Source organism: Clostridia bacterium, assembly GCA_026414765.1.
Lineage (GTDB): Bacteria > Bacillota > Clostridia > Acetivibrionales > DSM-27016 > SKW86.
Genome location: JAOAIJ010000052.1, coordinates 1 through 26,525, shown reverse-complemented (window position 1 = coordinate 26,525; position 26,525 = coordinate 1). Strand labels below are relative to the sequence as shown.

The following is a 26,525-nucleotide window of genomic DNA, read 5'->3' as shown; positions in this document are numbered from 1 at the left end:
TCTCCTTTACAATATATCATAGTACGATTAGAATAGCAGCTTGCAATAAACATGAAACAGTATAATCAGTGAAGTAAAAAGGCATACCACTATATGAATATGCCTTTTATACAGGTTTGGTTTTGTATATTTTATCAATATACCGGAAGCTGTGCTTAAAAGCAGAAAAAACAAAGATAAAAATCCGGATGTAAATATTCCTGAGAAGGCCGGCACTAAATGGAACAAGGCGATTAATAAAATAGAATACCCTAAATAACAATGTGATTTTATTGCAAAAAGCTTTATCCCTTGTTTTTTGTGCGATTTTAATATACCATAAGCTATGCCCGCAATAAAAAGGACTAATGCGAGAAATCCTGTAGATAAAGACATACCGGCCCTCCAAAATACACCTAACATTTATAATACCGGACTTGCTCAATTGCCAGAATCTAATGCGTTCTCAATTGCTTTCAATATGACCTTGCTGCTGTTTGTAGCACCTGAAACAGTATCGACCTCAAGTGACTGTGCTGATACTACTTTACTAATAATATTCAGGGCCTTACTGCCTCTCTCATTTTTATGCCTGTCGATTTTTATTTCCTTAATCTTTTTATTTTCAATTGTGACACTTACATCTACAGCAACCAGTATAGCATCGAATGACCCGTTGTAAACACCGTCTTTGAGCTTTGACAAATCTGGATTTGCAATAACTATCTCTGAAATGATTTTTTTATACTTCCATGTTTGGTACAAGTATCTGCCCCCAAGGGCGGCTCCGGATAATAGAACAACACAGATTATTCCGATGATAATTTTTTTATACATATTTTCACACTCTTTTCTAAATTTTTATTTATATTGTAACGCCTGATAAGGCCTTAGCTGATTTTACTCAGATCCCTTCTTAACTGTTCTATACAGGATATTCTTTCAGTATCGTTTATGCTTTCAAGAACATTAATTTTTTTCAGTCCTGGCTTTGTTAAAATTACACTTGAAGTATCATTTTGATTTCCGGTAACTGATTGATAGTATTTTTCGCCGGCAAATTCAGCTTCACCGGTTACCTCTATTGCTTCATCCTCAAAAGAAACTCTGTACTCGGCATTTTCAAAAGGATACGTGGGTAACGGCACCCTTCCCGGTGCACCTGCGCTTAGCTTTGAAGGATTAAAACCGACACCTGTAGTATAAAGCTTTGCCATAACAATCAGTATTGATTCAATAGAATTCCTTCCCATATCCATTTCTATCCATTGCAAGTTTTTAACCTTCATTTTTTCAAATTCAATACCTTTAGACTTATTACTACCTAAATAAACGACAGCTTCATCCTTATTAAAAGTTTCTCTGCAATAATCTACAGATGATTTTTCACCAGTTGCCTTATATGTATGTGTAACTAAATCAAATACATTTTCCTTATCGGCTGTTCCCAAAGGTGTAATGACAGGACACATAAGTATGCTGCCGGTGCTTCCCCCAATATCATTATCCTTATAATCACTCCTGTTCATAAGGAATCTGGCAGCCTGCTTCATAGTAATAATCCCGGTTAATGCAGCTCCAACTAAAATTGCAGTTTCTTCACAGATTATACTCTTGAATCTGATTTCAAAACTACTCATCATTGCACCAAAAGCATATTGCAATGCAAAACTTTCTATAGTTTTTGCCATAGGGTTGCTTCCATCACCGCAGTTTTCATTTTCAAATATTTGCTTGCACTCTATGTATGCACGACCAAAAACTTCAAACCGTTTAATTATTTCATCTACGTCATTTCCAGACAATTCAAAACTGTTATCCAATATCATACTCAGAGGCGTTACTCTGTTAGGATTTGAACGTCCCTGGATTATCTCAGGACATTCTCCGCTGCTTTCAATCTTTGATAGCATGCTTATAAAGTGCTCCCTTGAATCAGTAACAAATGCGTTTTTCAACGAAAAATCCTTCTGGGAATTATTTATTGTAAAGCATACGGAGGACAAATTAAGCTCAGTCTTCTTTTCCATATGCTCTCTGATGTTCCTGGCAATAGTTTTCAGTACTTTTTCATTCCTGCCTGTCAAGAAAACTATGTTATGCTGCCTCGCATCCGTCAATTCAGTAGATATGCTTTTTATTCCAGGTGCCTCTTCAAGTATTATGTGAGCATTTGTTCCGCCGAAGCCAAAAGCATTTACCCCTGCTCTTAAAGGTGTACCCTCTGTTTTCCATTCCTTTGGCTCCTTACTCACTACATAAAATGGTGAATTGCTAAAGTCAATATTAGGGTTTGGCTCTTCAAAGTTTATAGTATGTGGAATGGTCTTAAACTTTAAAGCTAAAGCAACTTTTATAAGGCTTACAAGTCCTGCTGCCGACAGCATATGACCCACCGAAGACTTTACTGATCCTATCCCGCAAAAATACTTCTTTGAGGTAAATGAACGCATCGCATGAGTCATTCCTTCAATTTCTATCGGATCTCCCAAAGGAGTAGCTGTACCATGAGTTTCAATATATGAAACCGTTTCGGGATTTATTCCTGACCTGATATAAGCATCCCTTATTACTTCAGCTTGCCCCTGTGGCCTTGGTGCCGTTAGTCCCTGGGAATGCCCGTCATTGTTTATAGCAGAACCCTTTATTACAGCAAAAATATTGTCGTTATCTTTCAACGCATATTTCAATGGCTTAAGAAGTACTGCGCTTGCCCCTTCTGACAATACCATTCCGTCAGCCCTTTTATCAAATGGATAACATGCTCCTGTTGGAGATAATGCTGTGACCCTGCTTAGGCTTACAAAAGGTGTCGGACTCAGATTCAGATTCACCCCTCCGGCTATAGCCATATCTGCCTGGCCTGTTCTCAAGCTTTCACACGCCATATGAAGAGCTACAAGGGAGGAAGAGCAAGCCGAGTTGACAATAAGGCTTGGGCCTGAAAGGTTCAGGCAATGGCTTACTCTTGCAGCAATCTCATTCAGCCCGTTTCCAGCTACCGCATCTGCTATCAACCTTCCGGGTTTGATCACTTTCAAAATGTTTGACATTACTTCCTTACGCTCTTTTGGATTCATATTTATTAATGCCTGACTTTTTTCCATCTTATTTTTAATGATCATATATGTACGGTAGCCGGCAAAATGCTCCATATATGTATTTTGCTCAGAACCTACAAAAACACCGATTTTGTTTGATTTGTATTTTCCTCCGTAACCCGCCTGTTGAACAGCCTCCCATGCGACCTGAAGGAATATCCTCTGCTGGGGATCTGTCGCTTCAGCTTCTATTGGAGACATTCCAAAGAAGATAGGGTCAAAATCATAGGGTTTATCCAGAAACCCTCCATGCCTGCAATAAGTTGCATGAAGCAAGTTTCTATCGGTATTGAAGTTTTCATCTATCGGCCACCTTTCTTCCGCAACCTCTTTTATAGTACACTTGCCGTTCATCAGTATATCCCAGTATTCATCCAGTGTTTTCGCTTCCGGGATTCTAAGTCCGATACCGATAATGGCAATATCCTGAAGCTCATCTTTATTTGTACTGTCATTGCACCTATAGTAATTTTCTTTTACAGCTATTTCACTTTCAGAAACAGTGTAAGTTTTTTCAATATACTTTAATAGAGCTTCAGGAGTCTGGTATTCAAATATCAAAGTTGGATACAATTCCATATCAAGTAATTTGCCTATTTTAGCAACAACCTTTGTTGCGTCCACAGAATTAAGACCCATTTCAAGGAAATTCATCCCCTCATCAATTTTATCTGCCTCAATACCGAGCTCATCTGCTATAACACCATATACAGTAATTCTTATTTCATTTGGCGTTTTGCACAATACTTTCGTTTTGCCTTCTTCAAAAGCAGCTTTAGATTCCGCCCTAAAAGACCTGTTCTCTCTGTATGATTCCAGCAAATCCATTATATGTATAACATTCTGGTCTTTATAGTTAAGAGCCCTAATGAACATTTCCGCAGCTCCATGGGCAGGCAAAGGCTTTAAACCCTGAGATTTTACGGCCAGGGTGAACATATCTCCCGATACGATGCCTTTCCCGTCTGTCTCCCACAATGAATAATTCATGGCAAGTGATTTGCCCGGCGAACCGGTTTTTGCCCTATAACTGCTGAAACAGTCAAGAAAATAGTTGGCAGCAGCATAGTCTGCAATTCCGGCACTCCATTCCTTCCTGGAGGCAGAGACGGAAGAAATTGATACAAAGAATTTCAACGGCTCTTTTTTTGTTACAATGTCAGTTATTATTGTCCCATGTACCTTAGCACCAAGTACCTTTTTAAAGGATTCCAGGTCTTTTTCCAGAAGCTTATAGGAAGTAGCATCCAGTATCCCTGCTGCATGCACGACTCCATGAATAGGACCAAATTCTTCATTTACCTTTCTGACCATTTCAGTCATCTGTTTTTTATCCGATACGTCTGCTGCGAAATATGCAACTCTCGCCCCCATACTCTCCAGGGTTTGAATCAGCGCAATTTTTGATGCCGGTGCAGCTTCCGGCAAACTGTCATTCCATTCTTCTCTGGGTGGCAGTTCTCCCCTTCCTGTCAGTACCAGATTTACTCCGGCACGTTTTACAAGAGCACCGGCTATGGCTCCCCCTATGAGTCCTGTTCCTCCGGTTATCAGGTAGGTTTCACCTTCGCTTATGCATATATCCTCCTTATGCTTTGATATGGAAGCTTTTTGCTGGCTTCTTACAAACCGCTCCTTTTTCCGTATGGCAACTACAGCCTCTGCACTTGGCTTCCGCCTGAGCTCATCGACTATGGTTCTGGCTGCTTCTGTCCCTGAAGCATAGTCTTCCTTGTCAATGTCCAGTACGCTTGAGACCAGGCCTTTGACCTCAAAGTCCAGGGCTTGCCCAAGCACGACAGCTAAAGATTGGTGCGGATTTTGTATATCAGATTCCGCGGATATCCAGAATGCTTTGTTTGTAACAAACATCAAGCGCAGGTTTTCAAAATTCAGTTGCGAGAGCGCTTTCCCAAGCAGCAGTACACTGTATGTACTTGTGCATAAAACCTCATCATTATCTAACAACTCTGAGGGCTGGGCGGTATTCTGGCAGTAATTCCACATATGTATTATTGAAGATATTTTATCTACACTGTAAAGTAATTTGAAATAGTCTTCCTGGCTTGCCGGATTTATTACAAATCTCCGCTTGTCGTCATAACCGAATTCTCTGCCGTAAGTCACATAATAGACAGTATTTTTTTCAGTATTAAAACTCAACTCAAAATCATTCATTGCACCTTCATCATTACCAAATATAATAACAGCTCCGTCATTTATTTGGCTTACCTGTGCAATATTTTCTTGCTTCCAGCACCATTCATGGAGCCAGTTGTCAAACTTGCCTGTAAGACCCAGTAAATGCCTGTCCCCGAAATCCGGCATTAATGTTTTTCTTTCAAACGGATACACCGGAAGAGGTACTTTCTTATGTCCATACCCTTTTTCAAACTCATCCCAGTTTATATTCACGCCATGCATGAACAGCTTTCCAACGGTACTTAAAAGCGTATCCCAGTTATCCTTTTTCCGGTCCATGCCGGCCAGGATATGACTATTTTGAGATGCAAGGCCGCTTGCCATACCTGTTAGAATTTTGTCAGGCCCTGCCTCAACGAGGATATTTACACCCCTATCAAGCATATATTTTATGCTTTGCTCAAATCTCACGGCTCCCAGTATATGGTCAAGCCAATATTGCGCAGTAAACGGCCCGGTGTAGTTTTCAGCCGTTATATTTGATACTACCGGAATCTTCGGTACATTAAAGGTAGTTGCTTCAAGCTCCTTTCTAAAGGCCTCCAGCATAGGGTTCATCATCGGAGTATGGAAGGCCTGTGAAACATTAAGCTTCTTTACAGCTACACCCCTGTTTTGAAGTTTTCTTATAAAATCGTCCATTGCATCAGCTTTTCCTGAAACTACCTGATGTGTGATATTGTAAGCAGCAACCCACAGGGAGCCCTCATAAGTCTGAAGCAGTGCTTCAATCTCAGACCCTTTAGTGAACACTGCTGCCATTGCCCCTGAAACTTTTAGCTCGCCCATCAGCCTTCCCCTGGCAGATACAAGTCTAGCAGCATCCTCAAGACTCACAACACCGGCAACACAGGCGGCAGCCCACTCACCCACGCTATGCCCGAGGATATATGCGGGCTTGACTCCAAAATCAAGCATCAAGCTTCCCAGGGAATAATCTATTGTAAATACTGCAGGTTGTGTTATATTGGTCTGAGCCAGAAATCTGTCATCAGCACTTTCGCCATACATCAGATCTGCTATTCTAGTATTAAGATACGGAAAGAACGCATCTGAGCAACTATCCACGTATTTTCTGAAAGCAGGCAGCTTTTCGTACAATTCCCTTCCCATTCCTGCATACTGGGAACCCTGGCCGGTAAACATGAGAGCAGTTTTAGGAGACATGGCCGGAGTAGCTCCTTCCAAATCTGCTTTATTTAACTTTTCAACCAGCTCTTTGGTACTGCCGGCGATAACATAGTGACGATGCTTAAACGAAGACCTCAGCAAATTCTCGGTGTAGCATACGTTGCCAATCAAATAATCATCATTCTTCTCAAGGAAATTTGAAAGCTCGCATATTTTCCGTTTTAAGGAAGCCTGCGTGTTTGCAGATAAACATAACAAGTGCTTTGGCTTTTCCACGTATCCTTCCGGAGAAATCCCGGAATCTACCGGTTTTTCCTCCACAATAATATGGCAGTTTGTCCCTCCGAAACCGAAGGAGTTGATTGCTGCACGCCTTGGAACACCAGCTTCAACGTCCCAGTTTTTAGCTTCATTCAGGATGTAAAATGGTGTCTGTGTAAATTTTATCATTGGGTTTGGAGTTGAAACATTTGTCTGAGGCGGAATTTTTTTATTCATAAGTGCCAGTACTACTTTTATAAAACTCCCCACACCTGCTGCACTTAACAGGTGACCGATATTTGCCTTGACAGACCCTACAGCAATGGTGTTTTTCCCCAAATTCCAATATTTGAATGCATTATCAAGCGCCCTTATCTCACTGGGATCTCCAATTTTAGTTCCCGTGCCGTGAGTTTCCACATACTGGACACTGGCAGGACTTAAATCGCACCTGTTATATAGTGATTCTATAACCTCTCTTTGTCCATCCGGATTCGGAGCCATAACCCCGATTGAATGCCCGTCGTTATTTATTGCACTGGCTTTTATTACAGCAAGAATATCGTCCTTATCCTGAACGGCTTTTTTAAGAGGTTTGAGCATAACAAGACCGGCACCCTCACCCGGAACAAAACCGTCTGCATCTACATCAAAGACTTTTGACGAGCCGCTGGTGGATAAAGCCCCTGCACTGCTGAAATATACATATGGTGTAGGTGTAAGCAAAAGGTTGACCCCACCTGCAATGGCCATTTCACATTCACCTCTTTTCAACGATTCACATGCCAGATGAATAGTTACAAGAGATGATGAACATGCAGTATCCAGAACCAGGGCCGGACCTTTGAAGTTAAATTCCTGTGATACCCTCGCAGCAATCATGTTCAGAATATTATCTACAAGTATATTGGGATGGGCTTCCGTCACACCCAGTTTGTTCCTCCACTCTTCCATAATTGAATCCTGCTGCACTTTCGAAAGTGCGGAAAAGCTTTCAAAGTTTTGCAGATTTGCTTTATTCAGTGTGCTCAGATGATATTCGTAATATGAATTTGTGCTTGCACCTATATACAAAGCTATTTTTCTGCCGTCAACCTTATGACGCGGGTATCCTGCTCTTTCAATCAGTTCAAAAACCAATTCAAGAATCATCCTTTGTTGAGGGTCCATGATTTCCGCTTCTTTTTCCTCTATGTTAAAAAGCCCATGGTCAAAGTCATATATATTATTAATGAATGCCCCGGTACGGCAGTATGTTTTTCCAAATTCGGCTGTAGGACTGTAATAATCATCAACATTCCAACGTTCCGGAGGGATATCGCCTATGCTGCATTTGCCATTCAAAATATTGTTCCAGAATTCTTCGGTACCGGAGGCGTCAGGGAAGCGGCATGCCATTGAGATAACTGCTACGTCATCATTTTCATTCAGATTATCCTCTCCTGTTTTCCTTGCCTCCGGCAGGCTTCGTATATTTGCCCCCCTATTGTTATAAATATTTGAAATGTACTCCTCCATATCCCTGACGGTACGGCATTTTATCAATAAATCATGGGTCAGTCTTAATTCAAGTTCTTCTTCCAGCAAGCCTAAAACCTGAATAGCCTTTACTGAGGTGCCACCTAAGGAAAGAAAGGGCTGATCGTAGGAAATAGTGCTTTCAGACCTCTCCAACACCTTCGACCAGATACTTCGGATAGTTTCTGCAAGCATTAATGTATTTACAGGTTTCTCCCGTACTTCATCTCCGGATTCACAGCTCAGCTCGGCAGCATCTATTACTTTCCCTGCATACTCATTATTCCTGAATGATTCTACCAACGCAAAACGCTGTATTTTTCCGCTTGTTGTTTTTGGTATCGTGGGTACTGATACTACATGGTCTATAGGTATTCCAAACACTTCGTTTACATGCTTGATAATTTTTGAGTAAAATACTTTTATACGCTCTTTCTTAATATGGAGGGTTGAAAACAAAGCCACCTTTTCTCTTTCTTCCGTTTCATCGTGCCATCCGCAAGCGATAATCTTTCCAGATTCTACACCTTCCAGTTCTTCTATTACAGCCTCAATATCATGTGCAAAGAAATTCTGTCCATTAACAAATATTATATCCTTCAAACGTCCTACCACAGTAAGGCGTCCATTTATCATAAACCCTGTGTCCCCGGTTTTTAGCCAGCCGTCCTGGAAGGCTGCTCTGTTTGCCTCAGGATTATTTATATAGCCAGAGGTAACATTGTTTCCCCGTATCTGTATCTCCCCTATATATCCTTCATGTATGACAGCGCCTTTCTGATCCACTATCCTGATCTCCATACCGCTTACAGGGTAGCCCTCGTCAGCTAACAGCAGTGCGCCCTTATGCTGCCTGTCTATATATGTAACATTTGATTTTGAAACAAGATTTTTTCTGTTCAAAGAGTGGATAAGAGGCTCCTCATATGGTGTTGGGAAACTAACTGCCAAGCAAGCCTCTGCCATTCCATAAACAGGGTACATTGCGTTTTTCTTCAGCCCATAAACAGAAAGTTTTTCCATAAACTCTTCCATTAGCGATACAGCTATCGGCTCAGCACCGTTAAACAAATGTTTCAAGCAGGACAGATCCAAATTTTCCATCAGTTCCGGTTTTAATCTGTTCAATACTAGCCTGTATCCGAAATTAGGCGAGCCCGTAGTTGTTATTCTGTGCTTTGAAATAAGCTGCAGCCATAGATTAGGCTTTTTAACAAATTTATAGGGCGTCATATTGAACTGGTCCATTCCAACCCCTGTCATAGTAAGGTGAAAACCAATCAGACCCATATCATGGTGGTACGGCATCCATCCGAGAGATTTATCTTCGCTTGTTAACTGAGCACTTGCAGCAATTGCTTCTATATTGATCAATAAGTTGTTATGGGTTAAAACAACACCTTTCGGAATACTGGTGCTTCCTGAACTGAACTGAATGAATGCAGTTGAATTCTTATCAGCAAGGCTCATCTTCCCCGCTTCACTACTACCATCGAATTTATAAACATCAGCAATTTCAATCTCTCTGTTTCCAATAGTTTTTTGAATTTCTTCCTTGCTGTCCGACAAATTTTTGTCCGATAAAACCAATGGCTTCCCCAAAACGTTCCAAACTGCCTCCAACTTTTTCAAAGTTGAATTCATTACTTTTGTAGAAGTAGGATAAATGAGAGGTGCAGGGATAATACCTCCCAATATGCATGCCCAAAAGGTAGTGACAAAATCAATGCTGTTGTCCATTAACACTAAAACATACTGCCCTGCCTTTATACCTGCCTTTTGCATACCACCTAAACGCTGAAGCGCTTTCTGAAGAATTGCTTCATATGTCAAAAACAGCTCCGAGTCATCTTCCTGAATAAATGTTATTCCTTTGCCGTTTCGCACAGAATCAATAAGCAAATATGCAATGTTGCCCCTGTCACAGAATATTCCTGTAATATCTGCTCCTTTTGACTGGGACAACTTTAATTCCCTGTTTATTTTAGAACTTTTCATTTGGTTACCCCCATTTATCAGCTATATTAGCTATAACCCTTTTAACTTTTAGTTAGTTTAAGCTTTTCCCTTTGAGATAAAATTCTTAGAATACATGCTAGGTATGACCATATATGCTAACATGATTATAAAAATTAATAAACTAATGCTGAATATATAGTTGTTGCCTAAATACCTCATTGCAACAGACGATAAAAACGGACCTGCCGTTGAACCAATGCCATAAGCAAAAGTAAACAAGGCTGTTCCTGACAACAGTTCCTCCTGGGAAAGGTCCTGGACTGACAGTGCTAGAGAGAGTGGATAAACAGGCCCGATTGTAAAGCCGGCAATAAATGAAAATATTAATTTGCTGCTGAAACTGTCAAAAGCCATAATACCTGCAACAGCAAACAATGAAGCAAATATAGCTATCCCCAGACATTTTTTCCGGCCGATTCTGTCTGCCATGTAGGTTATAGGTATAGTCCCGAGTATACTTCCTACTATAAATATACCTAATGCATATCCCACCTGTGAAAGTTCGAAATTAAGCCGGATCATAAAGAGAGGATAAAGTGACACCAGAGTGGTTTCGGAAAAGCCATATGCGAAGGCTCCAAATAGGGCTACAGTTATTTTTGAAAATATCTTTCCTTCACTATATGCCGGTATTGTCAGCAGATTTTTTAGCTTGAAATTGATTAAAAAAGCTGAAATACAAAGGCAAAGCGCTCCTGTTAAGAAAGCCATCCATGTAGATTTCTCATAAATTCTCGGGCCAATTACGGCACTGATAACAAATCCTACAGCAAAGCAGAAGGAGTAAATACCGCTGACCAGTGCTTTGCTGCCGCTTTCAGTTACATTATGCATGACTGTTTGAATACCCACCATATTAAGGCTGATACCTGCCCCCATAAGGCTCATCAGCAAAAACCATAAAACCTTGTTATTTACCAGGGGAAAACCTATTGAAGAAGCAGCTGTCAGCAATAGTCCCGATATCAGCATCCTTCTTACATCTTTTCCTCTAAGCTTTTTATAAATAAGCATTGAACCAAGAGCCATAAATAGAAAATATGAAGAAGAAATTGCCCCAACCCAAATGTTTCCTACATTGTTTTTTGTCATATGGGTGGTTGCAAGAGGGTTTATAACCCCCATTGCAAACCCTGTCATCAAAGCTACACAATACATAACCCATTTATTGCTTCCAATGAGTTTGTCATAATCTATTCTCACGCCATCAACCTCTCATATCAAGTAACATTCCTCTTATCCTGCAATATTGTTTTAAACATATCCGTTTGCCGGGAACCAAACCAGTACATATCCTGTTTGCCATATACTTTTATGGCTTCTCCGGTAATGTAATCAGACATGGAAGAAGCCAGAAAAACAGCCGTATCGGATATCTTCTCAGGAGGAATAGCCCCGTTTCTTAATGCTTTCGGTGCCATGCCGGTATCCACCAATGCAGGGCAAATAGCATTAACCTGAACGTTTTGGAGCTTTAGCTCTTCAGCCAGGGATTTTGTCAGCCCAAGTACCGCATGCTTTGATGCACTATAGGCACTCATTAGCGGATACCCGATAAAGGACGAATCTGAACCTATATTGATGATCTTCCCCTGATTTCTCTTTGTAAAATGCGGAATGACAGCTTTACAAAAATTATATGTCCCAAAGAGATTCACCTCAATGATTTTCCGCCATTCATCAGGTTCAATATCATTAATAGCTGCAAGCTTTGTGATTCCTGCATTATTTACCAGTACATCAATTCTTCCGAACTCGCGCAAAATTTTCTCTACAGCACTGTTAACATCAGACAGCTTAGTGACATCAACCGGAATTATCATTGGCCTTCCACCAAGCTTTTGTATTTCACCTGCCGTTTGTTCCAAATCTTCCTTAGTCCTCGATACAATAACTATTTCAGCGCCTTCCCTAGCCATTGAAAGTGCAATGCTTCTACCAATACCCCTTCCCCCTCCTGTTACAATTACAACTTTGTCTGAAAGCAATCCCTTGCTGTATTTTGAGTTGTTGACTGTCTTGTTCTTATCGCATGATACTCCCTCAACAAATCCTATAAGCATTTTAAGGGACTCCATATATTTTTCACCAAGCTGCTTTATGGTATCCGCACTATATAGATTCCTTGAGTATTCAATTTCCACATTCAAGCTTCCGTCTACTATTGAAAAGAAAAATTCAATTATGGATATCCTTTTTTGTTGGGGTAGTGAGTACCTTCTATCCTTTCCATTTTTGTAAAACTCAAAAACGTCAAATTGGGGCACATCCCTGTTGCCAAGGTAATTTGCCCTGACAGGGGTCAGCTTAATATCAGGGCACATGTATACAGGCAAGTTCTCAGAAACAACATCATAGCTTATACCGTTCATAGGAACCTTTTTAAGTGTTCCCTTAATTTTTTCAACTAAACTTGCCCAGTTTTCATTCTGGTCAATTTCAATACCTAATGGAAAGTTAACTGCAAAATTGCCTGCTGTCTGGAAAAATGTATTATCTCCGCCAACATCCCTCCCATGCACTCTGTGGCTTACTATAACTTTAGACTGCCGGTATTGTTCTCCCAACATCTTATAAAGGGGAGCAAGCAGGATTGAATAGACATTGCTGCAAAAAAACTTCTTTGCATTGCTTAATATTTTGGCGGTTTGCATATTATCAAGTACAAATTTTTCTGTATCGGCAGAGCCTTCGTCATTAGAGCCCGGTGCAAAATCTGTAGGAATACTGAATATCTGTTCTTTTGAAGGGAACATTTTCGTCCAATAGTCAATGTATTCCTTCCATTTTCTACTTTTTTCCGATTCTACAAGCTCTACAAATTCTCTGAAAGATCCAGGAGTTTGAAGTTTAATTTTCTCTTCCGATAAAAGATGATAGTAAATTTGCCATAACTCTTTAAACAACAGGCTATTCGTTACTACGTCAGAAATAAGATGATGCCCGACTATAACCATGTCATGCAGATTGTCCGGGGTCTTAATCGCTATAATCTTCCACAGAGGCCATTTGTCAACACTAAATACTTGAATTGTATCCCTTATCAGTGCATTAACCGCGTCATCAATCTGCTTCTTATTCATGTGGGACGCATCAAGATATTCAACATTTATGTATTCGCCCTGAGGCAGTATTTTCTGGACCCACCTGGACCCCTTGCGGCACAATATGCTCCTTAAGGCATCATGTCTGTTTGTAAGCATAGTTATTGCCTTGTTGAATGCACAGTAATCCAATGACTGTTTAAACAAAAATCTAGTGTATCCTGTCCAGTTGTAGGGGTAATCGAAGTAGCTCATTAGCCAGTTTTGAGCCGGTGCGAGCGGTATAAAAACTTCTTTTTCTTCATTATTGCCAGCCTGAGGACTTTCTTTTTTGACCGGAGCTGTTAGCGGCTCTATTTCCCTTGCCCCTCCGCTTTTGTTAAAGTACAACTCCTTAACCGCCCTTCTGTCAAGCTTGCCGTTCGGATTCTTGGGAAGGCTCTGCACCCATTCTATCCTGTGAGGGATCATGTAATACGGAAGTTTATTTCCTATGTAATCTTTTATTTCGGAATCCGCAGTCATCTTTCCTGACAAGTAAGCCACAAGCTGACTTTGTCCTTCACTGCTTTCAACTGCAATAACCGCTGCTTCATTTATATTGCAATGACTGCTTAAAACTGTCTCTATCTCACCCAGTTCAACTCTAAAACCACGTATTTTTACTTGGTTATCAATACGCCCGTGATACTCAAAGCTTCCATCTGCTCTTTTTTTTGTCAAATCCCCGGTTCGGTAAAGATAATCACCCTGTATTTCTTTAAAAGGGTTGGGTTTGAAAGCTTCAGCCGTCTTCTCCGGATTTTTTAAATATCCCTTTGCAAGCTGTATGCCTCCTATCCATAGCTCCCCGATCTCTCCTTCACTCAACATCCTCATGTTTTCATCAAGGTTAAGAATATTAACGTTGTCTATAGGCTTTCCAATAGGAATCTGGCTTTCCCCGTCAGAGCCAGGCCTCTTATCAATGATATGATATGTAACATCTATTGAAGCCTCTGTCGGGCCGTACAGGTTTGCCAGCTTGGTGGACATACCATGTTTGTCTATCCACTCCTGTATATAGGACATAGGGAGGGCCTCTCCGCTGAAAATCAGCCAGCGCAAATCTTTAAAATAATAATCTTCATCTTCCAAAGCATGAACAAACTCGCCAAAAAGCGACGGTACAAAATGCATTATGTTTATTTTAGTATCTATCAGCCACTGGGCAAGCTCCCAGGGATTTCTTACTATCTCCTTTCGGACAGGACATAATGTACCACCGTACATTAATGGCCAATACAGCTCCCATACAGATATATCAAAGCAGCATGAGGTTTTTTGCGCCACCCTTTCGCCCGGCTTTAAGTTGAATTTTTTTTGGTGCCATTCCAAACGGTTCATATATCCCAGGTGATTAAGCATTACCCCTTTTGGATTTCCGGTTGATCCGGAAGTATAGAGGACTACCATCAAATCATCCGGGCTGCTTTCGTACTCTGGCTGAATTGCGGGAAATGCCATCCATGCATCTTTTTCGACCAGTCCGATCGATTGGAATTCCTGACGTTTGGTTAGATTGTCAAGAAAAATTAGGCTTTTGATACCTGGACAATCTTTTATCAAGCCCTTTACCTGCTCCGCTAGTGTTTCTTCTGTAAGCAGCACATTAAGCTCAGAATGGTTTATGATATATTGAATCCTTCCTGTCGGATATGATGCATCTACCGGTACGTAAGCAGCTCCTGATTTTAATATGCCAAGCATGCCTAAAATCATCATAGGTCCGGGCAAAGTCATGATTCCGACAATAGTTCCTCTTCCTATCCCTTTACTTTTAAGACAATTTGCAAGCTTGTTTGTGATGTGTTCCAGCTCTGAATATGAAATGCTTTGTTCCTCAAAAAGTACTGCTTGTGCATCCGGAGTTAATCTGCATTGTTCAACTACTTTCAAATAGGGAATTTGAATATTGGTTTTATCATTCTTTCCGTTGGCGGAAGTAATATTTTCATCCAGCAGCCACGACATTTCCCTAAGTGTCCTGCAATTAAACAGACTCTTTCTATCCAAATTTTTCTTTACCTTGCTTAACCTTGCAACTATACGGATGCGTTCAAGCGAATCTATGCCGAGCTCTGAATCAATATCTTTGTCCAAATCAAAATTTCTGAATTCTCTTTGGCATATCTCTCCTGCTATCCTGCAAAGCTCTGCTTCAACCTCTTTGCTGCAAGTCACAGGCGTTAATACTGTCTGACTAACCTCCCCGTTTTCTTCACTCACCTCTGCAAGTTCATTAATGTTGTCTACTAATCTGTTCATATGTACATCAATATATGCTTCATCAAAAAAAGTACTGTCATAATTTGAAGTGAGTAATATCCTTCCATGGAACAATTCCACGAGGATATCAATTGTTCCGGGATTTGTACATGTATATGCTTCATAATCCCTAACTTCCAGACTTCCATAAAGTTCTTTTATATATGTATTCCCTACAAAAGAAAGATATAGGTTGGATTTAACCGAAGAACGTATAATTGAAGCAACTGTTTCAGGTATTTCACCGTCTATCAGCATCTCATTCTCTTTTGCTGCGAAAGCGGCTTGATATGTCTGTGCCCTGTCTATCCCTGATGCCAATCTGCTCTTTATCTCTGTGTTTACTCTTTCAATCAAGTCTTTCCATGTTTCAGTGTCGCTTTCGACATAGAAAGTTAATGCCATATTTTGGGCAAATGATCCTAAAATACCTGTAGCATCAGCATTTGGATATACCCTTCCGCCTGTAGGCAGGTTTATAATTATTTTTTCCGTGCTTTCTTCGAGCTGTTTGATGGTTTTTAAATATGCACTGACTAAAAGTACAAATAGCGAAACGTGCCATACTTTAGTATTTAAAATAAACTTCTTAGTAACGGTTTCATTAATCCAGTACTTTTTTACTTTTGTTTTAATGGGTGTAAACGGTTCTGGCAAATCAAGCTTTTTATCTGATGGGTTAAAGAAGTATTTTTCCTTTCCTTGCTGCCTTAAGTAACTCTCAAGTGCACTATTCTCTTCAGTGCTATTCCACGAATTCATATCTTTCACTAAATCATTATACCCGGGCACTAAAACAGCCGGCGGCAAGTCTGCCATTCTGCCATCAAGCTTTGCTGCATAAATTTCCAGTAATTCTTTTAATATTTGCTGATTTCCAAGCCCATCTGAAATTAGATGTATAATTGACAGAATAAGATTGTAGCTTCTGTCTCCTGTACGAATTACAGTTATCTTATGTAAAGGCCATGAAAATAAATCAAACTTATGATTTAAGCTTTTTTCATATGTTTCTTTCAGGAATTGCTCATGTTCGCTGTTATTAAGATATCTTACATCCTCTACCGGAATATCCGGTAGAAGAAAGTTGTTTAGGACTTTCTGGCTGTATCCCTTAAAGCTTTTAGCCCCCGGTAGCTTCTCAAACATCACGCGTAGTGACGGATGCCGAAAGATTAACTCTTTCCAGGCATCTTTCAGGCAGGTTATATTTAATTCACCGTATATCATTACTCCCGAACTGATTGTAAGCGTGGATATTGTCTGATAACACATTAGAAAAGGGTACTGGGAATTTAAGATTTGCAGATACTCAGGCTGCTTTCCTCCGGTAGATCCAGCCTCCGAATTTATTACATGATTCTTGTTTTGTATATTTGCTGATTTTTTCCATTTTTCGAAGATTTCAACAATATCTCCCACGGATTGCATTGCCATCAATGACGCTGCTGGATACTTGTCTTTGAATTCTTCCATTTGTTCGGGTGGGACCAGCTTAATAATCTCATTCATCAATGTTATCATCTTAATTGAATCCAGCCCCAAATCTGCCTCAAGGTACATATCATTGTCCAGATGCTTAGTTGTGTGTCCTGTAACCTTCGATATAATTTCATAAACCGACTGTTTGATGTCGGCGTTGACTGGTGCTGCTTCACTATAACTATGAAATACATTATCATTGTCACTTAAAACAGGCATTCCCGGACTGTCTTTGTTTTGTCCCGCTTGTTCATCGGCAGCCTGCTCATACCATTTTTCGAAGATTTCAACAATATCTCCCACGGATTGCATTGCCATCAATGACGCTGGGGGATATCTGTCTTTGAATTCTTCCATTTGCTCAGGTAGGACCAGCTTAATAATCTCATTCATCAATGTTATCATCTTAATTGAATCCAGCCCCAAATCTGCCTCAAGGTACATGTCATTATCCAGGTCCTCAGTTATGTGCCCTGTAACCTTCGATATAATTTCATAAACCGACTGTTTGATGTTATCCCGTGTTAATTTCAACATAATTACTCTCCATAATCCTAATTTGCATTTTATTTTTTATAAAGCCTGTACCATAACAAGCCGTTCTCAAAGTATGTGCATATATGCTTTAGATATTTCGTGCAATATTACAACACATTTTACATTATTTGCCTATAATTTAATACAGAAATATTACTAATAAAACAATATTGGGTTAATTGTGCGTTAATTATTTCCATAACATATTGAATATCTCTTAACATATAGCAGAAATCAATCTCATGTATTCGGGATAATCTTTGCATCAAAAAAGACCTCGCATGTTCTTTAAATCAAACCTGCAAAGTCTTGTTTCATCTATATCTAATATATTCTCAAATCAAGTAGTTCTCATTTTCCAAATAATTCGTCCGTTATTAAACCCGGGGTGTTCTGGCTCGTATATCTTTGACCTTGCTTAAGGCTCTCAAACCTTAAACCTGTACCCTGCACCCCATATGGTTTCAATATACTGGGGGTTTGAAGAATCAAGCTCTACTTTTTCCCTTATTTTCTTTATGTGGACAGTTACAGTAGCTATATCACCTATAGAATCCATACCCCATATCCTGTCAAATATTTCTTCCTTGCTGAAAACCCTGTTGGGATTAAGCGCCAGAAACACAAGCAAATCGAATTCCTTAGTAGTAAGAACAACTTCAGTGTCGTTAACGAAAACACGCCTTGAAGCTTTATCTATTCTTAACCCTCTGATCCTTATTTCCTCATCTTTTTGCTTATTATTTCCTACCAGACGTTCATACCTTGTAATGTGGGCTTTTACCCTTGCTACCAGTTCACTGGGACTGAAAGGTTTAGTGATGTAGTCATCGGCTCCGAGACCCAAGCCTCTTATCTTATCTATATCTTCCTTTCTTGCAGATACCATAAGAATAGGTGTGTTTTTTTCATTCCGGATTTGTCTGCAAATTTCAAACCCATCAATTTTAGGCAGCATAAGGTCCAATACAATCAGGTCGAATTCTTCACCAACAGCTCTCTTTAAACCTGTATCACCACTATTCTCAATAATAACAGAAAAGCCGTTTATTTCGAGATAATCCCTCTCCAGTTCTGCAATACTTGCTTCATCTTCAATTATTAATATTCTTTTCATGTACTCACACCGCCCTGAGCCAGATTTAGTACTTTCTTCAAAGTAAAAAATATACTGGTACCTTCGTCCAACTTACTTTCTACCCATATATCTCCATTATGTCCTTCAATTATCTGTTTTGCAATAGCCAATCCCAATCCGCTTCCTCCGGTATTTCTGTTTCTGGATGGGTCAGCTCTGTAAAATCTATCAAATATAAACGGTAAGTCTTCTTCGCTGATTCCCTGACCATTGTCCTTTATCTGTACCCTTACCGCAGTTTCTTCCTCTTTGAGAATTACAGCTATTTCTCCTGTATCCTTATCCATGTACTTTATTGCATTCTGTACAATATTCGTAACAACTCTTTTCAGTTTTTCCCTGTCGGCAGTTATTTCCGTATTCTCCGGCAAATCACTAATAAAATCGAGTCTCATTTTCCTTTCCTGTAGATCCATTTGCAATTCTTCAATGCAATCTTCAAAATACTGTTTTATGTTAATCTTTTCAAAATTAAAAGGTATCTTCTTAAGGTCAAGTTTTGAAAACAGGAATAAATCATCTATAAGCCTATCCATATCTGTAGCTTTTGAATAAATAGTCCTTACATATTTGTCAACTTTTTCAGGTGAGTTGGCTACACCATCCATAATACCTTCAACATACCCCTTTATTGCTGTTATAGGCGTTTTCAGGTCATGGGAGATACTAGAGATCAGTTCTTTTCTGTTTTCCTCATATTGAAGCTGAAGTTCAATAGAATCCTTAAGCTTTTTCCTCATTTCTTCAAAAGCTACGCAAACCTCTCCTATCTCATCCCTTGAACTGACTTTAACTTCAAAATTCAGGTTTCCGTCCTTTATCTGTTCTGTCCCATGCTTTAAAACTTTCAAAGGTTTGATTATACTTTTTGAAACGAAATAGGTTATTACGCCATTTGTTAACATCAATATGATGAGCACTGCCCAGCCAAGTGCGTGAATATACTCACCTATAAACTCTCCTATCTTGCTGAAGTCGGCAATGATAAAAGTACTCCCTTTTGTTCCATCCTTAAAAACGAAATCGTGCTGCTTTACGCTTAATTCCTTATCCCCTATTTCTATGGAACTAAAATGATCGCTTATACCCGATCTGTGCTTCGGAAGTTTGTTAATTACTAGAGATTCTATCTTTATCCCATTTGTGTAGATTATGTCTTCCCCATGCCTTACCAGAAAATCAATGTTAACAGTTTTAAATTCTTTTCCTATTTTATCGACATATTCCTTATCCTTGAGTTTTTCGGAATCATAGGAAGCTGTCCTGTCAATCTCAGAAACCAGACCGATAACCTTTTCAGGTACATCTTTCAGGAAATCAGACCCCAATCGCTTGTCATACATCATTCCCATGAATGATGCAAAAAGTATCAAAGCTGCAATTATTGACAGCGCTATAGGTATTATTACCATTGCAAGATATGATAACACTAGCCTGACCCTGATAGACATCTAAAACCCTCCATATCTACTATGCCTCATCTCACCGTACACCCCGTTAGATAGAAGCTATCCCTCTTTGCATGCTGTACTTTCACTAAAACTCTTTTCTTTCAAACATCAGATAACCTGAAGCTAAAAATATTATACTATATGAAAACATAAACATAAATACGCTAAACAGCTTACTGATAGAAACCGAGCCAGAAAGCCACAGTAAATGCCAATCCATGTTTGATATAGGTGTAAGTCCTGATATATCTGGAACAGCAACAGCTGCAATTTTTATTATGATAAATAATAAGACGGATATTACTAGTGTTCCACTGCTGCTTTTAAAGAATTGCGAAATGAATGCGGCTGCTATTCCCAATAAAAGCATAGGAACAATTGCAACTATATATGCGGCAAAATTTTTAAGTATTGCCTGTAAAATATTTTCTCTGCCTTCAAGAAACAGTCCTAGAACTGTTGACACAATATACACAATGCCTAAATAAACCGAAATGTATATAGCTATTGAAATGATTTTTGACATATAAACCTTAAATCTGGTTATTGGACGGAGGAGTGCGATCTTAATTGTCCTTTCGCCTATCTCTCCTGAAAATAAATCAGCAGCTGCCATAACAACAAACAAAGGTAAAAAAAGTCCCGTAAAATACCCCAAAACCGTGATAGGAAAATCTATTGCGTTGATTGGATTTATGCCGAGCCCGGATTGAAAAAAAGAAACAAGTATCAGTGATAAAATCGGAATTAATGCAGAAAAAACCAGCAGCATTACACTCTTTTTTTTCAATAACAGCTTGGTGATTTCACTCAAAATACCAGCTTTTAATGCTTCCATCAGTTTAGCCTCCTTTGCCCTTTTACCTGCTCAATGAAAAAATCTTCAAGGGTTGAATGGTTATTTAGCAGTTCCTTCACTTCTCCTGTTTTTATCAATTTACCCTTTTCTATGATTCCTACCCTGTTGCACACCATTTCCATTTCGTGAATAAGATGACTTGAAATAAAAAAGGTAATACCATGCTCCTCAGCGAGGTTTTTGATAATGTTTCTTATATCTACCATTCCTTCTATATCCAGACCGTTTACCGGTTCATCCAGTATTACAAGTTCAGGGTTGGAAAGTATTGCTGAAGCCAATCCCAGCCTTTGCTTCATCCCCAGAGAATAATTCGACACCTTTTCATTTTTGACAGAACTCAAGCCTACAAGATCAAGCACCTCGTCAATCCTTGATTTTTTCACTTCCTTATAAAATCTTGAAGCTATCACGAGATTTTTATATCCGCTTATATAGTCATAAGCTTCTGCCGTCTCTATTATACAGCCTACTTTTCTCATAGCCTTTTCATAATCAGTAGAAATATTATGACCAAATACCTTAACCTCCCCTGCATCCGCCCTGCACAAACCTGTAATGATTTTCATGGTTGTTGTTTTGCCTGCTCCGTTGGGTCCCAAAAAACCAAAAACATCACCCTTGTATATATCAAAGCTTATACTCTCTATCCCCCTTGAATTCCTGTACTTTTTAGTCAGATTTTTTACTTCCAGCACTTTTTCCATATGCATTATCTCCTTAATAAAGCTCTATTTATTAATAGTGCTCCCTGTTAAGGAGCACTATTAATATTGCCTGCCCTAATCCCTGCGATGTTCTCTTTCAAACTCTTCAGGATCAATATTCTGAACCTGTTTTCCTGTCAGATCCACAACATCCGGGGTAGTTATTCCGAAGTCTGAAAAATCCATATTAATGCTTAATACAACTTCATGCTCAACCCCTGATGCATCCTTACCCTGAACCGTAATGTTTGTCAACTGGCTGTCTATTATATTATCCTTATTAATATCAGCATCAAAATCTACACTGCTTATTCTGATATCATCAACAAGTTTTGGCAGTTCAATGTCCTCAAAGTTGAAATCTTTGCCAAAAGGTGTCATATGCTTGCTATCCCTGTAATTCTCTTTTGAAGCTTCCCTGATCCCTACAGATGCAAGTACATTTACTACTGATGGTATTTGAGTACCAGAAAGTTGAAATGATACATTTTTTGATCCGTCAGCTTTTTCGTTGAGACTAAAATAATTTTTCATGTTTCCTACTAAAGCATCAACTATTGTCTCTCCTGCTTTGCTATCCTCGTAGTTATATTTATTTTCATAATCTCTGTCAGAATGTCTCTTACTGTGCTCTTTGTGTTCGATTACATAGTAAATATCACTTTCACCATCTCTTATCACTGTTTTATCAGCTTGTACATAAGTTTCCATTATTTTTTCCTGACTATTTGTCTTAACTGATGTAACACTGCTCATTGTTTCATGGTTTGACTTAATAATTGCACTTGCTTCTGCCAACACTTTACCATTATCTTTTATTGATGCATCCAGTCTTGTAGAAAAACTCTTAGACTCAAAAGATTTTCTTAATGCATCCTTGTAGGCCTCATACCCGGAATTCCCTGTTGCACCGGCAAAAGCTGTTGTTACCAGCATCATAACGCCAAGTACAATACATGCTACCGTCAATGCGATTTTCTTTTTCATAATATCTCTCCTAACATAATTCAAATTTGTTTTGCGTGTGAATTTCCTTTCACATTTTTATCATAATCCTTGGATATAAACTGCCAATAAAGCAAATATAAAAATTTCATAAACTTTTATAAATAAAAATTAAACAGGCGGGTTTCAAAAAATTTGAACCCGCCTGTCTTTGCAAAACATTATTCTCCTATTATTTTTACCAGTCCCCTTTTTCTTCTTTTTCCATCAAACTCGCCATAAAATACCTGTTCCCAAGGTCCAAAGTCAAGCTTGCCATCAGTGATAGCCACGACTACTTCCCTTCCCATAATAGTACGTTTCAAATGGGCATCCGCATTATCTTCAAACCCATTGTGATAATACTGATTATACGGTTTCTCTGGAGCAAGCCTTTCCAGAAATATTTCAAAGTCTTTGTGAAGTCCGCTTTCATCGTCATTTATAAAAACACTTGAAGTTATATGCATAGCATTGCATAATAGCATTCCATCCTTGATACCACTTTCAGAAAGACAATCTTCTATTATAGGAGTAATATTTTGAAATTCCCTCCTCTTACCTGTTTCAAACCAAAGTTCTTTTCTATAGCTCTTCACTCTTTACCACCTTTTCCTTAATTTTATCGTACCTATTAAAGAATACATATTATGTAAGGATATGTCAAGTTTAAGCAACAATTATCTATTTATCAATAGTTTCGTTAATATGCCAGCAGTTTTTATAGAATACATTTAGTAAACAAGCTGCTTAGAACAAAGTTGACTAAAGCCGTTTTTGTAGCATGATGAAACAAACAATAAAAAAAGGATGCCACTGCCCCTAGGGGCAGCAGCATCTGTAAAATACAAGTATTAACTCAGTTTAGTTAGTCCAAGTCCATGTATAAGAACCGCCAGCGGCAGGTATTGTGTAAACTTTATTGTTTCCACCTTCCCATACGACGCCTGTTGAACTCTTTTTAATACCTTTGAACTCATAGGTGACACCTGCTCCGAGATAGCAGGTTCCAACCCACTGTCCGCTGGCATTTTTGGTGAGCTGTAAAGGATAAGTACCTGTAGTCCATTTACCTAACTCCCATCTGCTGCCTGATACATACACAGTCTGTCCTGTAGCAGCATTAGCATTATTGATAGTAAAAGTTACAGGTACAGGTTTCAAAACAAGAGCGTCTTTAAACGGTGCCATTTCACTGGTAGCTGTACCGTTGCTGCTAACTATATTTGCAAGTCTCAAAAGCGTAAAGCCTGAGAAATTGTAGTTAAACGCCATTTCAGCACAATTCTGGTATGCTGTAGGATTGTTTGAAATTGCCAAAGCGTTTTCTCCATTTATTTTTATACCCTTACTCTTAGCCAAATTTGCAACCTGTATAACCAGGGTTTTCGGCATAGAGTAGTTAGGTGAAGTATTTGAATCTGTCATTTCAAGACATGTAAACGTCAAATCCAGGTTTGATGTCTTGAACTGGTCAAGTATAGTACTGTAGTTGTAATATCCGGCACAGTATTCGGCACAGTGAGGCATGGTAGGATCGCTGTATCTCCAGTGTACTCCGGAAATTTTTGCACCGATTCTGACTCCAAACACAGTATCAAAACGTGCATGGGCCTTTGAAGCTATAGTTGCCAGATGTTTTGTAAGAGAACCCTGATACCATGTTAAGAAATCTTTACCGTAATTGCTCTTATACCCGTTGATAAAGAAGGTATCTCCATCACTTGGTGGATTTATCTGTGTGAAACTTGTCAGACTTGTACCCCAAGCAGTATTGAGTGCAGCAATTGTCCCGTATTTTGTCTGCATAGCATTACGGAAATTTGTTTTTGCAGTCTCAGTATAGCACTCAAGATATCCGCGTCCCGGATAATTCCAGCCATGGGAAGGATTATACGAAGGGTATCTTAATTCACCAGACGATCCTGCTGAGAGATAAATCTTAGCGATTATATCTTTGTATCCGCTGAAATTTGATGCGAAGGAAGCGTACAATTCATCATACTGCTGAGCTATGCCTGTCCACCATGGAGCTATAGCCTGCTTATCCATGTTTCCCGCTTCATCTTTATATTGCATTTTATCAGCAGTATCCTTTGTCCACAGCCATGCGGGAAGAGGAATATTTACATTATCGCCTACATTACCACCACACTGATGTGTAGAAATAATCGGAACCCACTTTATTCCTGCTGCACGGACTGTATCTGCATAAGTTTTATAGTAGCTCCAATCAAACTGATTGTCTGCATTTGGTTCTACATAACCCCACCATACATCTGTAGTAAGTGCATACACGCCATTGTTCTTAAGGGTAATCAACTGGTTTTTAAATGCGGTCCAGTCAGTAATCTTTTCCAGCGGAGCCATTACATATGCCTTATAATCCGATACCATGGTTGCTGATGAGATCAATGTTGAGGACAACATCAGCATGAGACTTATAATAACGACTAAAGTTAATTTACCGTACTTTCTTATATCTTTTCTAAAAACCTGCATATTATATCCTCCTATGTTTTTTTTTGGGTACCCTAATATACAATCTACCATATTGTAAATTTTTTGTTAATATTTAACACTATTATGTATAATTTATTGAACAATTTCATATTTTTTTAAACATTTTTACTTAATTTTGCTTTTTATATAAAATAATACATTTTTGATATAAATATTTTTGTCTTTTTTTCATAAATTAACATATAATAGCATTATATTTAGCTATATTACTACTTCGATTCTTACGTTTTTTTATGATAAGATTTACTATATGGTTTTCTGCAAATAAAATATTTACTAAATAAATAATGGGGTGCATTGTTAATGTATATTACTTCCAGTAATACCGTTAAGCTTTTACATGCAAGATCACCTGAATATAACCCATGCTCCGCGTTTTTTGCTGAAGGCTATTTAGCAGTACAAAACCCGGATGGTGCTAAAAATATTTATGTTCATTATACTTATGATAATGTGTTATGGAATACCGTTTCTGCCAGCCCCAGGAGGGTAGTCTACGGTATCTATGACGTGTGGTATTTCCGCACTCCGCCTACTTATTCCAGCAGTTGCTGCTGCTTTACAATTGATAGTTGTTTTGATGAATCCTACGGGAAGAATATTGGATCAAGCTGCTACAGCTTGAGGTGGTACTCACCTACAATCATATTAGCAGAATCTGTGCTAAACCTGCATTCAATAATTATAGTTGACGGAACCTTCACAGGCAGGGTTGTAGTAAAAAATCTTGTGTATGATAAACTTGTAACAGTCCGCTATACAACTGACGATTGGGTAACATGCAAAGAGGAAGCAGCATTTTTTAGTCAGTGTCTATCTGATGATTTAGAAATTTGGGATTATAAAATCACAGTGCCTTGCGGTTCATCACTCAAGTTCGCAATATATTGCCTCATGAATGGTATAACCTATTGGGATAACAATTTTACTGATAATTACAGTTATTCTATACCGTAATAATTAATTATCCGGTTCACTTATCAGTATTTTTTTGTATATGTAAAAAAGACTCTATGGTATAACCATAGAGTCTTCATATAAATCTGGCAGAGACCTACTTTCCCGGGGCGCTTCCACCCAAGTATCATTGGCACTGAGAAGCTTAACTGCCGTGTTCGGTATGGGAACGGGTGTGACCTTCTCGTAATAACCACCAGAAAGCTCAAATCGTAATAAGCTTCGTACTGCTGCGTCAGACTTCCTGTCCTCCGGTACTCATTTATATTTCATAAACTCCGTTCCTCGGCAGTCGTCTTCCTTGCATTACTCGCTTCTGACGATT

12 protein-coding genes and 1 rRNA gene are annotated in these 26,525 nt (G+C 39.1%); 1 reads left to right on the top strand and 12 read right to left on the bottom strand.

Translation table 11 applies throughout. The annotated features are described in order from the left end of the window. Positions 1 to 420: 420 nt before the first annotated feature. From N3I35_19100 to N3I35_19050, 11 genes are all read right to left on the bottom strand, one after another. Positions 421 to 816 (bottom strand): FMN-binding protein, encoded by a 396-nt coding sequence (locus tag N3I35_19100; protein MCX8132188.1) that lies wholly within the window; start codon positions 814 to 816, stop codon positions 421 to 423. A gap of 53 nt (positions 817 to 869) precedes the next feature. Further along, entirely contained in the window at positions 870 to 10,190 is a 9,321-nt protein-coding gene (locus tag N3I35_19095; protein ID MCX8132187.1) for an SDR family oxidoreductase, read from the bottom strand. A gap of 57 nt (positions 10,191 to 10,247) precedes the next feature. Continuing rightward, a complete protein-coding gene (locus N3I35_19090) occupies positions 10,248 to 11,414 on the bottom strand; it encodes an MFS transporter (GenBank protein MCX8132186.1) in 1,167 nt (388 codons plus the stop codon). 17 nt (positions 11,415 to 11,431) lie between these two features. Further along, entirely contained in the window at positions 11,432 to 17,581 is a 6,150-nt protein-coding gene (locus N3I35_19085) for an amino acid adenylation domain-containing protein (GenBank protein ID MCX8132185.1), read from the bottom strand. 427 nt (positions 17,582 to 18,008) lie between these two features. Continuing rightward, positions 18,009 to 18,698 carry a response regulator transcription factor gene (locus tag N3I35_19080; protein ID MCX8132184.1) on the bottom strand — a complete coding sequence of 230 codons (690 nt, stop codon included), beginning with the start codon at positions 18,696 to 18,698 and terminating at the stop codon, positions 18,009 to 18,011. Beyond that, positions 18,695 to 20,170 (bottom strand): HAMP domain-containing histidine kinase, encoded by a 1,476-nt coding sequence (locus tag N3I35_19075; GenBank protein ID MCX8132183.1) that lies wholly within the window; start codon positions 20,168 to 20,170, stop codon positions 18,695 to 18,697. The genes N3I35_19080 and N3I35_19075 overlap by 4 nt, the downstream gene beginning before the upstream one ends. Before the next feature lie 85 nt (positions 20,171 to 20,255). Then, positions 20,256 to 21,008: an ABC transporter permease gene (locus N3I35_19070; GenBank protein MCX8132182.1), complete on the bottom strand. Its 753-nt coding sequence runs from the start codon at positions 21,006 to 21,008 to the stop codon at positions 20,256 to 20,258. Next, positions 21,008 to 21,736, bottom strand: coding sequence for an ABC transporter ATP-binding protein (locus N3I35_19065; GenBank protein ID MCX8132181.1), 729 nt, complete (start codon positions 21,734 to 21,736; stop codon positions 21,008 to 21,010). The genes N3I35_19070 and N3I35_19065 overlap by 1 nt, the downstream gene beginning before the upstream one ends. 75 nt (positions 21,737 to 21,811) lie before the next feature. Further along, positions 21,812 to 22,723, bottom strand: a complete 912-nt coding sequence (locus N3I35_19060; protein MCX8132180.1) for a hypothetical protein — start codon at positions 22,721 to 22,723, stop codon at positions 21,812 to 21,814. 179 nt (positions 22,724 to 22,902) lie between these two features. Next, the gene (locus N3I35_19055) at positions 22,903 to 23,319 is read right to left on the bottom strand and encodes a secondary thiamine-phosphate synthase enzyme YjbQ (protein ID MCX8132179.1); all 417 of its coding nucleotides are present in this window, start codon (positions 23,317 to 23,319) and stop codon (positions 22,903 to 22,905) included. Between the two features lie 265 nt (positions 23,320 to 23,584). Then, on the bottom strand, positions 23,585 to 25,222 hold the full coding sequence (locus N3I35_19050) for a family 14 glycosylhydrolase (GenBank protein MCX8132178.1): 1,638 nt from the start codon (positions 25,220 to 25,222) through the stop codon (positions 23,585 to 23,587). 324 nt (positions 25,223 to 25,546) lie between these two features. On the opposite strand from N3I35_19050, the gene N3I35_19045 reads away from it, so the two are divergent. After that, positions 25,547 to 26,200: a CBM21 domain-containing protein gene (locus N3I35_19045; GenBank protein MCX8132177.1), complete on the top strand. Its 654-nt coding sequence runs from the start codon at positions 25,547 to 25,549 to the stop codon at positions 26,198 to 26,200. Positions 26,201 to 26,284: 84 nt separating this feature from the next. Here the strand turns inward: N3I35_19045 and rrf are convergent. Next, positions 26,285 to 26,401: ribosomal RNA gene (gene rrf, locus N3I35_19040) — 5S ribosomal RNA — on the bottom strand. Between the last annotated feature and the right edge of the window lie 124 nt (positions 26,402 to 26,525).